Source organism: Nocardiopsis oceani (assembly GCF_054777395.1).
In genome coordinates, this window is the sequence record NZ_BAAHAR010000025.1 from 72,232 (window position 1) to 85,511 (window position 13,280).

General features: G+C 70.1%; 11 protein-coding genes. 4 read left to right on the forward strand and 7 right to left on the reverse strand.

Annotated elements, in window-relative coordinates:
- The first annotated feature begins 5 nt into the window (after nt 1-5).
- Complete coding sequence (locus ACYVDG_RS16420) at nt 6-218, forward strand: DUF397 domain-containing protein (protein WP_460752709.1); 213 nt, start codon at nt 6-8, stop codon at nt 216-218.
- On the opposite strand, the gene ACYVDG_RS16425 is transcribed toward ACYVDG_RS16420, so the two are convergent.
- The 6 genes from ACYVDG_RS16425 to ACYVDG_RS16450 form a co-directional block, all read right to left on the reverse strand.
- Entirely contained in the window at nt 202-2,256 is a 2,055-nt protein-coding gene (locus ACYVDG_RS16425; protein WP_460752714.1) for a tetratricopeptide repeat protein, read from the reverse strand. The genes ACYVDG_RS16420 and ACYVDG_RS16425 overlap by 17 nt on opposite strands.
- Before the next feature lie 70 nt (nt 2,257-2,326).
- Nucleotides 2,327-3,625 carry a DUF58 domain-containing protein gene (locus ACYVDG_RS16430; RefSeq protein WP_460752719.1) on the reverse strand — a complete coding sequence of 433 codons (1,299 nt, stop codon included), beginning with the start codon at nt 3,623-3,625 and terminating at the stop codon, nt 2,327-2,329.
- Nucleotides 3,625-4,608, reverse strand: a complete 984-nt coding sequence (locus ACYVDG_RS16435) for an AAA family ATPase (RefSeq protein WP_460752722.1) — start codon at nt 4,606-4,608, stop codon at nt 3,625-3,627. The genes ACYVDG_RS16430 and ACYVDG_RS16435 overlap by 1 nt, the downstream gene beginning before the upstream one ends.
- Before the next feature lie 88 nt (nt 4,609-4,696).
- A complete protein-coding gene (locus tag ACYVDG_RS16440) occupies nt 4,697-5,890 on the reverse strand; it encodes a DUF4350 domain-containing protein (protein ID WP_460752726.1) in 1,194 nt (397 codons plus the stop codon).
- A complete protein-coding gene (locus ACYVDG_RS16445; RefSeq protein WP_460752729.1) occupies nt 5,887-6,573 on the reverse strand; it encodes a DUF4129 domain-containing protein in 687 nt (228 codons plus the stop codon). The genes ACYVDG_RS16440 and ACYVDG_RS16445 overlap by 4 nt, the downstream gene beginning before the upstream one ends.
- Nucleotides 6,570-7,991, reverse strand: a complete 1,422-nt coding sequence (locus tag ACYVDG_RS16450; protein WP_460752731.1) for a glycerophosphoryl diester phosphodiesterase membrane domain-containing protein — start codon at nt 7,989-7,991, stop codon at nt 6,570-6,572. Before ACYVDG_RS16450 ends, ACYVDG_RS16445 begins: the two co-directional genes overlap by 4 nt.
- Nucleotides 7,992-8,430: 439 nt before the next feature.
- On the opposite strand from ACYVDG_RS16450, the gene mtrA reads away from it, so the two are divergent.
- Genes mtrA through ACYVDG_RS16465 form a run of 3 tightly spaced genes read left to right on the forward strand, consistent with a single transcriptional unit; the run spans nt 8,431 to nt 12,831 of the window.
- Entirely contained in the window at nt 8,431-9,108 is a 678-nt protein-coding gene (gene mtrA, locus ACYVDG_RS16455; protein WP_014908694.1) for an MtrAB system response regulator MtrA, read from the forward strand.
- A gap of 16 nt (nt 9,109-9,124) precedes the next feature.
- Entirely contained in the window at nt 9,125-10,918 is a 1,794-nt protein-coding gene (mtrB, locus tag ACYVDG_RS16460; protein ID WP_460752734.1) for an MtrAB system histidine kinase MtrB, read from the forward strand.
- On the forward strand, nt 10,915-12,831 hold the full coding sequence (locus tag ACYVDG_RS16465) for an LpqB family beta-propeller domain-containing protein (protein WP_460752737.1): 1,917 nt from the start codon (nt 10,915-10,917) through the stop codon (nt 12,829-12,831). The genes mtrB and ACYVDG_RS16465 overlap by 4 nt, the downstream gene beginning before the upstream one ends.
- 36 nt (nt 12,832-12,867) lie before the next feature.
- Here the strand turns inward: ACYVDG_RS16465 and ACYVDG_RS16470 are convergent, their stop codons facing one another.
- Nucleotides 12,868-13,254 carry a VOC family protein gene (locus tag ACYVDG_RS16470; RefSeq protein ID WP_460752739.1) on the reverse strand — a complete coding sequence of 129 codons (387 nt, stop codon included), beginning with the start codon at nt 13,252-13,254 and terminating at the stop codon, nt 12,868-12,870.
- Between the last annotated feature and the right edge of the window lie 26 nt (nt 13,255-13,280).

Sequence of the window (13,280 nt, forward strand, 5' to 3'; positions counted from 1 at the left end):
GTGCCATGAGCGAGAACACCCCCCACTGGTTCAAGAGCAGCTACAGCTCTGCTGAGACCGGTCACTGCGTCGAAGTGGCGTTCGACGCTCCCGTTGTGCGGGTGCGCGACTCCATTCACCCGCACCGGGAGTGGCTCGAGTTCGGCACGAGCGAGTGGCGGGCCTTCGCCCGAGCGCCCCGGCTCCGAGCGCACACGGTGGTCACTCAACCGGGGTGACCTGCTCCAGCCATCTCCGGGCGTTCTCGGTATCCGGATGCTCCAGGCCCAAAGCACGCTCCTGGATACCCAAGCAGCGCGCGAACGCTTCCCGTGCCTTGCTGTGGTCTTCGGCCTCGAAGGCCACCCGGCCCAGGTAGAAGTCGGCCTGCCCGGTCAGCGTGTGGTGCTCGCCGAGGGTGTTTGCCCGCATCGCCCTGACCTCAGCGAACCCCTGCTCCGCTGCGATCAGGTCGCCCTGGCGCATGGTGGCGTAGGCCAGGTTCTCCTGGGCGAGGAGGACTCGGCGGTCCTCGGGGCCGTGCGAGTTCACCCCGACCTCCCGCACAGCGCGGAACTCGGCGGAGGCCTCACTCCACTGCTCCCGGCGAAGTGCGATAAGGGCGAGCATGAACCGGGCATCGAGGGTGTTGTCGTGCTCGGGTCCGTGATGGGTGGTGTTGAGCTCGACCAGGTCCAGGTACTCTTCCTCGGCTTCGGCGACCTTCCCTTGTTCGAGCCAGGCCTCTGCGAGCTGGTGCCGCGCCCGGAGGGAGGCCGTGTGTCGGGGGCCGTAGCTCTCCTCAGCAGCTGCTGCCATGCCCGAGCCCAAATCCTCGGCCAACTCGTACAGGCCCGTGAGGTGCATGAGACGCAGTAGCTCTCCGTGCTGGAGGAACATGCTCGTCACCATCAGGTTCGTTGTCTGAGCGATGGAAGAGCGGTTCTCGGAGTTGAGGCGCGCGCGTTGGTTGAGTAGGGCGACATATGCCCTGAGTTCCAGCAACGGGTCGTGTTCGCGTCGGTGGGCGAGCAACGACTCCGCTGCTTCCAAGACAGGCGTGTGCTCCTCGCTGAGGCCGCCCAGGGTTGTCTCGGCTACCAGCGGATGCAGCTTCACCACGGGCTCGCCTTTGGAGGTGCAGGTGGTGACCAGGCCGTGCACCACGAGATTATTCACTGCTTGCACCAAGCCCACCTCGTCCAACGGGGACTCCGGGGTATCGAAGACCCCGCCCCGCAGTGCCGGGACGGAGAGCCTTCGCACGGGAATCTCCTGGTTCTCCGTTCCAAGTAGGGCCAGGACCTTCAGCAATGGCACGGCTCGTGGGTTCCGCTGTCCCACCAAGCTCAAGGACAGGTCCCATACCCCGGAGAGAGTTCGCCGCTCGCTGTCGTCCTCGTGGGAGACGAAGGGGGTGGCGAGGTGGTCCAGCTTGGATATGTCGTCCTGGACCCGCGCCAACAAGGAGCCGGCATCGGGGAAGAGGATCTGGTGGGTAGCCAGGATGCGTCCGGCCAAGGAGAGCGCAAGCGGTACTCCGCCGAGGCGCTCGGCGAGCTCATCGGCGCCTGGCAAGTCTTCGGTCCCCGCGTGGTCGGCCAGCGCCGTGGCTGCGTCCTCGCCTTCCAGAACGTCCACCCGGTGGACCTTCGCGGGCGCCCACAGCGCGGGGTCGTCCACTCGGCTGGTGACCAGCACGAACCCTCCCGGGCTAGCGCGCATCCAACCGCGCTGCTCTCCGGGCCGGTTCTCGGGGTCCAACTCCTCCGGGCGGTCGGCGTTGTCGATCACCAGTAGCCACGGCCGCTGGGCCTGGTCCAGGTGGCGCCAGACCCAGCGGGCGGCTTGGCGGGGAGCCGTTTTGAACTGCTCGGCCTCCTGCCGGGAGCCGCCCAGCTCCACGGCGACCTCCAGCATGCTCGGCAGGATCGCGTCCGGGCGCACCCAGAAGACCGTCCACCCTGCAGAGCGGGCGTGCTCGGCCAGTGCGGCCGCCACCGTGGTCTTGCCGAACCCTCCCGGGCCGGTCAGCACGTGCGGGACCGGTGCGCCGCGCTCCATCGCCGCCCGCAAGCCCGCCAGTAGCTCCGTACGGCCGCGCACGGCGGTCGCGGGCCGCGGAGGGTCCAGGGACACGTCGGCGACCGGAGCGGGCGCCTGCGGCGCGTTCACGGTCACGCCGCCGTGGATGTCGCGCGCCTGGATCAGTTGCCCGTAGACATCGCCGCGCGCGCTGTTGCCTTTGGGGGATGGGGCATCGGGGGGTGGCGTCATGGCTCCCATGGTGCACGCAGGGGGCGCCCATCCGCTCTCCGGGTAGGGCGCCCCCGCGTCGTGCCCGCGGCTACAGCCGGCCCTGGGCCTTGAGGTTGATGTAGGCGTCGGCCAGGGCCGGGGCGATGTGGTCGGGGTCGGCGTCGACCACCTCCACACCCATCCGGCGCAGCTCGGTGGTGACCCGGTGCCGCTCGCTCAGCGTGCGCTCCGCCGAGGCAGCCCGGTACAGCGCGTCCGCGCTGCCCCGCTCGGCCGCCATCGCCTCTACCTTCGGGTCCTTGATCGCCGCGACCATCAGCAGGTGGTGCGAGGAGAGCACCGGAAGCTTCGGCAGCAGGCCCTCCTCCAACGAAGTGGCGTTGAGGTCGGTCAGCAGCACCACGAGCTTGCGGGCCCGCCCCTGCACCATGACGGCGCTCACCATCCCGGCCGGGTCCGACTCCACCAGCTCCGCCTCCAGCGGCGCCATGGCCTCCACGACCCGGTGCACCTGGCTGCCCTTGCCCGAAGCCTTCACCTGGGCGCGGACCGCGCGGTCGTAAGCCATGAAGTCCACCCTGTCACCCGCCTTCCCGGCGAGCGCCGTCAACAGCAGTGCGGCGTCCATGGCGTGGTCCAGCCGGGGGGTGTCGCCCACGCGTCCCGCCGAGGTGCGCCCGGTGTCCAGCACGACCAGGATGCGCCGGTCCCGCTCGGGCCGCCAGGTCCGCACCACCACGCCGTCGTTGCGGGCGGTGGCACGCCAGTCGATGGACCGCACGTCGTCGCCGGGTACGTAGTCGCGCAGCGAGTCGAACTCACTGCCCTGGCCGCGCACCATCGCCGTGTGCTGTCCCTCCAGTTCGCGCAGCCGGGACAGCTTGCCCGGCAGGTGCCTGCGGCTGTGGAAGGGCGGCAGCGTCCGGACCGACCACGGGGCGGGGAGCGTGCGCTGCCGTCCGGCCAGCCCCAAGGGGCCGATACTGCGCACCGTCACCCCTGCGGACCGGGCGTCACCGCGCCGGGTCGGTGTGAGCGTGGTTCGGACACGGCGCCGTTCACCGGCGGATACCCGAAGCTGTTGGCGGCGGGGCTCGGAGCGCGAGCTCGGCGGCCAGGCGTCGCGGACCGAACCGCGCAGCCGCCGCCTGGTCGGGTTGACCACCGTCACGTACACCTCGGCGGAGTCGCCGAGCCGCAGGGAGGTATCGCCCTCCCTGGAGAGTCGCAGCCGCCTCGGGCCGGTCGCCAACAGCACGTCCAGCACGACGAGCAGCACCACCAGGCCCACGGCGGCGTAGGCGATGGTCTCGCCGATCGCGCCGGAGATGGCCACAGCGCCCGTCGCGAGGAGCGCAAGCAGCGCGGCCCGGCCGGTGACCACCATCAGCGCGGCACCGGGACGGAGGCCAGCACACCGTCCAGGATGCCGTCGGTGGTGGCACCCTCCAGTTCGGCCTCCGGACGCAGCCCGATGCGGTGCCGCAGGGTGCCCTTGGCCAAGGCCTTCACGTCGTCCGGGGTCACGTAGTCGCGACCGGAAAGCCATGCCCACGCACGGCTGGTCCGCAGCAGCGCCGTCGCACCGCGGGGCGAGGCGCCCAGCTGGAGGGACGGCGAGAAGCGGGTGGCCCGGCACAGGTCCACGATGTAGCCGAGGACCTCGGGGGCGATCCGCACCTGGGCCACCGAGTGCCGCGCGGCCTGCAAATCGGCGGCGCCGGCCACCGCGGTCACACCGGCGGCGGCGAGGTTGCCCGGGTCGAATCCGGCGGCGTGACGGCCCAGCATGTCCACCTCGGCGGCGCGCTCGGGAAGCGGGATGGTCACCTTCAGCAGGAACCGGTCCAGCTGGGCCTCGGGCAGCGGATAGGTGCCCTCGTACTCCACCGGGTTCTGGGTGGCGGCCACCATGAACGGATCCGGAAGGGCGGCCGGCCGGCCCTCGACGGTGACCTGCCGCTCCTCCATGGCCTCCAACAGCGAGGCCTGGGTCTTGGGCGGGGTGCGGTTGATCTCGTCGGCCAACAGCAGGTTGGTGAAGACCGGACCCTGCATGAACTCGAACTTCGCGGTGTGCTGGTCGTAGACGAGCGAACCCGTCACGTCGCCCGGCATCAGGTCCGGGGTGAACTGCACCCGCTTGTGGTCCAGGGACAGGGCCTGCGAAACCGTGCGAACGAGCAGTGTCTTGGCGACACCCGGCACGCCCTCCAACAGCACGTGGCCGCGGCACAGCAATGCCACGACCAGGCCGGTCACCGTTTCGTCCTGGCCCACGACCGCCTTGGCCACCTCGCGGCGCAGGGCGGTCAGGGACGCCCGTGCCTCTTCGGCGGATGGCAGTGCCTCGGGTGTGAAGGCGTTCACGTGCCGTCTACCTCTCTCGATACCTCGGTGGTCTGATCTTGTCTGTGGGGGGCGCTGCCGGGGCGCCCGGTCGGCGCGGCGGCCGGGCTCACCGCAGTTTCCCGGCGAGCTCGTCGAGTTTGCCGGAGAGACGCAGCATCGCGTCGTCGTCCGTTGCGTAAGGGTCCGGAACCGAGGGGTACAACACCTGCCGCAGCGCCTGGGGGTCGTCCCCGGTGCGTCCGGACACGGCGGTCACCACCGCGTCCGCCCCCGCGTCGGACCGCAGGCCCAGCTTCGGTAGCGAACGCTCCAGGAAGCCTGCTCGCAGCGCCGCCGCGGCCCGGTCCCGTGCCTTACGGGACTGGTACATCCCGGCACGGCCCTCGGTGGTCTCCGAGGCACGCACCACGACGGGGAGGGACTCCGGCACGAGCGCACCCATCCGCCGTCCGCGCCAGACCGCGAACAACAGCAGGGTCAGCGCCAGCGGGGCCAGAGCCCAGCGCAGACCCAAGGGGAGGAGATCCCACAGGTCGGCGCTGCCGACCGATTCGGGGACGCTCGGGCGCAGCCACACCACGTCTTCGGCGGAGAGCAGGTTCAACGCGAGTGCCGCGTTGCCCTGGGAGTCCAGGTCGCGGTTGGTCAGCGGGCTGCCGGCGCCCAGCACGGTCGTGGTGGTCCCGTCGGGGGCGTCCACCTCGATCAGCGCCGAACCGCCGGAGGCCGGGTAACAGCCGGAGGCACCGTCGCCCTCGGCCGAGTACAGCTCACCGCCGACCCCTGCTGTCCCGGCCGCCTCCGCGGCGGGCAGGGAGCATTCGGGGTCCAGGTTGTCCTCGTCGGTCCGCCCGGTCATGTCGGCACCGGGCGCGAAGGCCGAGAGGGAGCGCAGGGAGGGCTGCACCAGCACGGTGTCGGCCTCCAGCTCCGCCAAGCCTTCCAGTTCCTCGGGGAGTAGACGGTGGTCGAGGAAGACCACGAGCACCGTGTCGTCGCCCGCACGCTCCACGGCACTGGCCGCGTCCTCGGAGGAGCGGGTGACGGTGACGTTCGAGTCCTGCTCGACGAGCTGGAGGAGGGCCCGCGACCCGGTGGGTTCGGGGTTGCCGGGCTCCAAGTAGCCGCTCGGGAACTGCTCGCTGCCCAGGGACAGCAGGACGGCCACCAGCACCAAGGCGCTGATCAGGGCGGCCGGGGCGCGCCCGGCCCGCCACACGCGCCGGACGGCGGACGTCGACTCGGGAGGGGGCGCGGCGGAGGTACCTGCCCGCGGTTCGGGCGGCGCGGTGGTCGTCATCGTCGCCCCTCCTGCTCCGAAGACGTGGTTTGCCCCGGAGCCGTGGGCCGGGACAGCCCCGCCTCAGGGAACTCGGGACGTGCCGCGCTCAGCCGGACGTCTAGTTCGCGCAGCGTCCGAACGGCTTCGGCGGTCGCGACCCGGTCGCCGTAGGCCACGTCGTTGAAGATACGGGCGCCGTCGTGCAGGCCAGCGGCCTCACCCGGGAGCGTCGTAGCGGCCTCGTCGGCGAGCTCGGTGGCGGTACGCCCCGCCCGGGGACTCACGATGGTCCGTTCCTCCAGGTCCACGCTGATCGCGCGCAGGCGTTCGGTCACGGCGGCGGCGAAGGCGCCCTCGGCCTCGTGCCGGTCGGCAGCGGCCCGGTGGTCGGTGGCGGACAGGACCTGCCCCTCGTGGAGCGGCACCCCGGCCCGGCGGTTCCAGGAGGGGCGCAGGTACACGATCAACACGATCACCAGGACCAGGATCACCAGGAGGACGACGCCCAGGAGCCAGCCTCCCGGGACGACGCCCTCACCGGCCGAGACCAGTCGTCCCAGGAGCTCGTCCAACCAGGCGAGGAAGCGGTCGAACAGTGACGGCTCGTGCTCACCGTAGAGGGGGTCGGACAGTTCCTCGATGGCGCGCCGACGGCCCTCCTCCCGGGTCACCTCCGCCGGTGCGGCAAGGAGGGGCCTCACGTGCGGTTCTCCGGCAGGTAGATCTCCGGGCCGACCGTCTCACCCCGCTGTGAGGCCTGGTGGAGCTTCAGGTCTAGGCCCTCACGGCGCATCCTCAGGTCGATGTAGAGCAGCGTGTTGACACCGGCCGCGAACGGCTGGGCGATGGCGTAGACGACCACGTTCCCCACGTAGGTGATCACACCCGCCGTGATCGGTGCCCACAGGGCTTCCGGCGCGACGAACGTGAGGAGCCCGCCGACGAGGGCCAGCGGCGTGGTCAGGACCATGCTCACGACGGCGACGAGGATGCCGGCCAGCAGCCAGTAGCCCAGCGTGCGCCACCAGCTCTGCTGCGAGATCCGCCAGGACCGGGCCATGGCCTGGCCCGGGCCGAGGCGTTCGAGCACGATCAGCGGCATGGCGTAGTAGAGGCGGATCCAGATCCACAGGGACGGGGCACCGATGGCGAGGACACCGACCAGCAGTACCAAGAAGCCGACCGCCAGGCCGGCGCCACCACCGACCTCGACACCGACCATGAACCCGGCGAAGAGCCCGACGAAGAGGACCACGACGAGGGCGACGACCATGACCAGCTGGATGCCCAGCTTGATGAAGGCCAGACCGAGGATGGCACCGACCCTGCCGCGCACGGCCGCCCACGCCTGACCGGGGGTGAGCTTGTAGCCGAGTACGGCCATGCCCACGACCGCGGCGAGCAGTCCGAGAAGGACGGCCCCGCCCACGTAGATGAGGAGTTCACCGAGGTAGGTGAAGCCCATAACGACGGGGGAGACCGGGAAGATCGGTGCGGTGGGGTCGGCCGCCATGGGGTCGGCCATGACCTCGTCGAGGAAGGTCGTGTAGTCGTTGAGGAAGAAGACCGACGCGACCGAACTCATGATGGTCGCGACCGCCATGACGATCATGGCCAAGCCGAAGGTGGTCTTCGGGTTGTTGCGGATGTAGCTGAAGGCACCGTTGAAGATGTCGCCGAGTGTCATGGGGCGGAGCGCGACCACCCCGGGCTTGGGCGGTTGCGGCTGCCCGTGCCCCGTTCGGCCGGGCCCCGGTGCCCCGTATCCCTGGGGCCCGTAGCCCTGGGGCCCGTAGCCCTGCCCGGGCGGAGGCCCGTAGCCCGGGGCCGTCCCGTACCCGGGCGAGCCGTAGCCCTGGCCGGGCGGCGGACCGTAGCCGGGGGACTGCTGGGGGTCCTGCTGCTGGCCCTGCTCCGGCGGGGCGAAGCTCGGCGTGCGCGTGCCGTACGCGTCGGCACCCTGATCACTGGTGGAGTGAACGTCCTGCGGCGGAGCGGCCGGGGAACCCTGTCCGGGTGCGGCCCAACCGCCGGACCCAGGGGGGTGTGCGGATTCGGGCGACCCTTCGTGGTCCGGGCTGCCTTCCGGCTCGTCCCGGCGGCCGTCCTCCTGGCTCATCTAGCCCGCCCTCCGTGAGGCTCGGTGACTCTGCGCGAACGTTTTCGCGCCAATTCTGACCTGTCGGAAACCAACCTACCGGCCGGTTCCACTGCTCCTCAGCGGTGTTGGAGTGTGTCCAAGGACAACCGACGCACTTCATTCCTTTTGTATGCTTTCTGTTACCAACCGGCCAAGTCGCGAAGCTTTCCGGGGCTGCTTAGCCAGGGGCGACGCCGCCGGCGACCGAAAACGGTCCAAAAGGGCCCAACACCGCTGACCGCTCTCCCAACACCGCCCGAAGCTGGCAAGGTTGGGAGAGTCGAACGCAGTTCCCCGCAACGTGGGGAACGCGGGCACCGACCACTGACGCCGCTTGAGTGTTCCAGGAGAGAGGAGTAGGCGCCGAGACCCGCACCGTCATCGAGGCTGTTGCGGTCGTCTGGCGCCGGATACACCGATGAAGGGACGTGTACTGGTTGTCGATGACGACCTCGCCCTCGCCGAGATGCTGGGCATCGTGTTGCGGGGTGAAGGGTTCGAGCCCTCGTTCGTTCACGACGGGGACAAGGCCCTGGAGGCCTTCCGCGAGACCAAGCCCGACCTGGTCCTCCTCGACCTAATGCTGCCCGGGGCCGACGGGATCGACGTCTGCCGTCAGATCCGCGCCGAGTCCGGGGTTCCCATCGTCATGCTCACCGCCAAGAGCGACACCGTCGACGTCGTCCTTGGTCTGGAGTCGGGGGCCGACGACTACATCGTCAAGCCCTTCAAGCCCAAGGAGCTCGTGGCGCGTGTGCGTGTGCGGCTGCGCCGTACCGAAGAGCCCGCGCCCGAGGTCCTCCAGATCGGCGACATCACCATCGACGTCGCTGGGCACGCCGTGCGCCGCGACGGCGAGCAGATCAGCCTCACCCCGCTGGAGTTCGACCTCCTCGTGGCCCTGGCCCGGAAGCCGCGCCAGGTCTTCACCCGCGAGGTCCTGCTCGAGCAGGTCTGGGGCTACCGCCACGCCGCCGACACGCGCTTGGTCAACGTCCACGTGCAGCGTCTGCGCGCCAAGATCGAGAAGGACCCGGAGCACCCCGAGGTCGTCGTGACCGTTCGCGGTGTCGGCTACAAGGCCGGTACCGCCTGACCCGGCCGGGACCCACATGACCGCGTCCGAACCCGAGGAGGGGCGGGTGGCCGACTCCAGCACGGAGCCGTCCGTCCCTTCCCCCGGCCTGCCCGAGAACGGCGGCCGCTGGCGCGACAACAACTCCGGCCTGACCCGTGCCTACCTCTTGGCGCAGCGGGCTGCCCGCGCGCTGGTCCGCGGGGTGCACACCAACTGGCGCCGTTCGCTGCACCTCCGGGTCATCAGCACGACGCTCGTCCTGTCCCTGCTGGTCATGGCGGGGCTTGGCTACGTTCTGATCTCCGAAGTGCGCGGCGGTCTGCTGGAGGCCAAGACCAACGCCGCGGTCAACGACCACCGGGCGGGTCTCAGCTACGCAATGGCCGAGCTCCAGGAGAACGAGGGCGGCGACCGGGACCGGCTCCTGAACAACATCGCGAGTGAGCTGACCAGCCGCAGCGGGGAAACGGGCCTGTACGGCGTGGTGATCCTCCCGTCGGTGAGTGACGAGAGGGGCTGGGCCACCGTTGACGAGGGGAGCGTCAACGACAGCGTCCCGGACCGCCTGATCGAGCAGGTCCGCCAGTCCGAGGCCGCCGATCAGCAGTACCACACCTACACCCGGATCGACCTGGACGGATCCGCCGATCCCGCACTGGTGGTGGGCGCTGAGCTCACGCACGCCTACGAGCTCTACTACATCTTCCCGCTCCAGCACGAACAGGAGATCCTGGACCTGGTCCAGGGCACGGTGGCCCTGATCGCCGTCCTGTTGGTGATACTCCTCGGCGTGATCGCGTTCATGATCACCCGCATGGTGGTCACACCGGTGCGCTCCGCCGCGCAGTCGGCCGAACGCTTGGCCTCGGGCGACCTCACCGAACGCATGACCGTGCAGGGAGAGGACGACCTCGCCCGGCTGGCCATGTCCTTCAACGACATGGCGGGCAACCTCCAGGAGAAGATCCAGGAGCTAGAGGAGCTGTCGAAGCTCCAGCGCCAGTTCGTCTCCGACGTCTCGCACGAGCTGCGGACCCCGCTCACCACCATCCGCATGGCAGGTGACTTGCTCTTCGACGACCGCGAGGAGCTCGACACCTCACACCGGCGCTCCGTGGAACTGCTCCAAGGCCAGGTGGAACGCTTCGAGGAGCTGCTCGGGGACCTGCTGGAGATCAGCCGCCACGACGCGGGCGCCGCAACCCTGGGCATCGAGTCCGCCGACATCCGTGACTCCGTGATGAAGGCGGTCGGTGACGCCGAGCAGATCGCTGAGCGGCGCGGCATCAAGGTCGTCCTGCGCCTGCCGGCGGAGCCCTGCGTCGCCGAGTTCGACACCCGGCGCATCAACCGCATCCTGCGCAACCTCGTCGTCAACGCCATCGAGCACAGCGAGGGCCGTGACGTGGTGGTCAACGCCGCCGGGGACCGTGACTCCATCGCCGTGGCCGTACGCGACTACGGGGTGGGGCTGAAGGAGGGGGAGGAGCACCTGTGCTTCGACCGTTTCTGGCGGGCCGACTATTCGCGGGTGCGCACCACGGGCGGTACCGGCCTCGGCCTGTCCATCGCCAAGGAGGACGCGGCCCTGCACGGCGGTTGGCTCCAGGCCTGGGGCATGCCCGGTCAAGGGTCGCAGTTCCGCTTGTCACTGCCCCGCCGGTCCGGCTCCGAACTGCGCGGGTCACCGCTGCCGCTGGTGCCGCCGGAGATCGCCCTGGGACGCAACTTCACCGCCTTCACCGACAAGGACGGCGGAAACGGTAACGAGGAGTCCAGGAGCCCGGAGACGGGTCGGCTCGGAGCCGACGAAGAGGAGGCCCTGTGAGCGACGTGGAGAGACCAGGGCGCCTGGTCCGGATCGCGCGTACCGCGGCCGCGGGCGCGCTCGCCTGCGTGACACTGGGGGCCTGCACGACCGTTCCCATGACCGGCCCCGTCGTCCCCGGCGAGGCCGAGGACACCTCCTCCGACCCGTACGGCAGCTATGTGCGCCTCCTGCCCGCCGGACCCCAGCCGGGGGTCGGCCCCGAAGGCCTGGTCGACGGCTTCCTCAAGGACTTGGGCAGTTTCGAAGAGGACCACAAGGCCGCGCGCAGCTACATGCTTCCCGAGATGGGGGAGGAGTGGTCGCCGGACGGTGCCGTGCGGGTCTTCGCCGACCTGGACGCAGTCGACCTCGACGCGGAGGTCAGCAGCGACGGGCTCGGCGCGACCGTGCGGATGCTCAGCTCCCAGGTGGCCGTCATCGACGAGAGCGGCAAGTACGTCCCCGCGGAGCCCGGCACCCTCCTCGACGAGACCTTCAGCCTGGCCCGCGAGGACGACGACCCCGAGGGCGAGTGGCGGATCCAGAACCTGCCCGACGACCTCATCCTCAGTCAGCTCGACGTCGAGCGCACGCACCACCCGTTCAACCTCTACTACTTCAACCCCGAGGGCTCGGCCCTCGTCCCCGACCCCGTCTACCTGCCGGTGATCACTGACCAGTTGGCCCAGCGCCTGCTGCGCAAGCTCATCGTGGGGCCCACGGACTGGTTGGGTCCGTCGGTGCTGTCCTCGTTCCCGGACGGGACGACACCCACTGTGGAGGTCGACGAAGAGCGGGCCGTGATCGACGTCAGCGGCGTCGGCGAAGCCGACGAGTTCAGCATGGGCGCCCAGATCGCCTGGACACTACGGCAGCTGCCCGAGATCCAGGAGTTCACCCTTCGGGTCAACGGCGAGGAGGTCGCCTACCCGCAGGCCGACGGGGACAGCTCCGACCGGCCGCGTCCGGGCAGCGACTTCTGGGCGCCGGTGAGTCCCGGCGCCACGTCCGCCAACATCCGCGCCTACTACACGTACGAGGGCCAGCTGTGGTCCGCCAGCGACTGGGACGCCGAGACCTTCGACGACGCTGAACGGGTCCCGGGGCCCTTGGGTGCGGGGGACATCCAGCTGGACCGGTTCGCGGTGTCGCTCGACGAGAGCACCATCGCGGGGATCACCCCGAGCGGGGAGGTCGTCACCGGCCTCGCCAGTCCCGACGCGGAGACCGAGGAGGTCCTCAGCGACGGCACTTTCACCGAGTTGTCCTGGGATGTGAACGGTGACCTCTGGGTCGTCGAGGAGACCAGGGAAGACGACGAGGACGGCGAGGACGGCGAAGACGCAGAGGACGACGAGGAGAACGACTCCCCTGAGGCGGGTGACGACCCCAACCTCAGCGGATCGGGTACTGAGGACCCGCCCCCGCCCGGTTCCTCCGACCTCTGGTTGCTGCGCGACGGCGACGAGGTGGTCGGCGCCGAGGTGTCGGGGCTGCGAGACCACTCCCTGGTGAACTTCCAGATCTCCAGGGACGGCACCCGAGCCGCGGTGATCACCGAGCTGGACGGGGAGCGGGCGCTGCAGGTCGGCCGTGTGGAGGAGGACTCCGACGGCCAGGTCACGGTGACCTCTTTCATCACCCTGGCCCAGGAACTGGAGGAGGTCACCGGCGTCGCGTGGCGTTCGAGCGACCAGTTGGTCGCGTTGGGGAGCCGTGAGGGCGGCGCCAGCCAGGCCTTCCTGATCTCACTGGACGGCGGAACGCCGGCGGCCAGCGCCGGAACCCCGGCCGCCGGAATGGTGACCATCTCGGGAGCCCCCGGGCAGCCGTTGGTCGCGGGTTCCGACGACGGCAATATCTGGGTGTCCAACGACCCTCTGAACTGGCAGAACGTGGTGGAGGGCGGATCTCCGACCTTCCCGGGCTGACCCGAAACCTGTCTGCGGCGGGAGCTGTACCAGGGATCATGGTATGTGTGCGAACTCCAGGCGCTGGCCGCCCGGAGCCTCTACGAACACGGCGTAGTAGCCCTCGGTGTACTCGGGATACGCGCGGGGTGGGTGCACGACGGTCCAGCCGCCGGAGCACACCGCCTTGTGGACGGCTTCGACCCGGTCGCGGTCGGCGGTGCGGAAGGCGGCGTGGTGCCAGCCCGGGCGCCCGTGCGTGTGGGAAGAGCGGTCCGGGCCCTCGACCCCGTACAACAGGATCTCCGGAGAGGGGCCGTGCCAGACACGGGGTTCCGCCTCGCCCGCGGCACGGGTGTAGCCGAGGATGGGGAGGACCGCGTCGTAAAAGCGTGCGGCCTCCGTCGGCACGTGGCTGGTGACCGCCAGGTGGTGCAGGGACATGCGTGTGCTCCAGGGGATGAGGGTTC

Bases quoted from the DNA above. Each gene is read 5' to 3' on its own strand.
- ACYVDG_RS16420 (WP_460752709.1), top strand. From the start codon at position 6: ATGAGCGAGAACACCCCCCACTGGTTCAAGAGCAGCTACAGCTCTGCT.
- ACYVDG_RS16425 (WP_460752714.1), bottom strand. From the start codon at position 2,256: ATGACGCCACCCCCCGATGCCCCATCCCCCAAAGGCAACAGCGCGCGC.
- ACYVDG_RS16430 (WP_460752719.1), bottom strand. From the start codon at position 3,625: ATGGTGGTCACCGGCCGGGCCGCGCTGCTTGCGCTCCTCGCGACGGGC.
- ACYVDG_RS16440 (WP_460752726.1), bottom strand. From the start codon at position 5,890: ATGACGACCACCGCGCCGCCCGAACCGCGGGCAGGTACCTCCGCCGCG.
- ACYVDG_RS16450 (WP_460752731.1), bottom strand. From the start codon at position 7,991: ATGAGCCAGGAGGACGGCCGCCGGGACGAGCCGGAAGGCAGCCCGGAC.
- mtrA (WP_014908694.1), top strand. From the start codon at position 8,431: ATGAAGGGACGTGTACTGGTTGTCGATGACGACCTCGCCCTCGCCGAG.
- mtrB (WP_460752734.1), top strand. From the start codon at position 9,125: ATGACCGCGTCCGAACCCGAGGAGGGGCGGGTGGCCGACTCCAGCACG.
- ACYVDG_RS16470 (WP_460752739.1), bottom strand. From the start codon at position 13,254: ATGTCCCTGCACCACCTGGCGGTCACCAGCCACGTGCCGACGGAGGCC.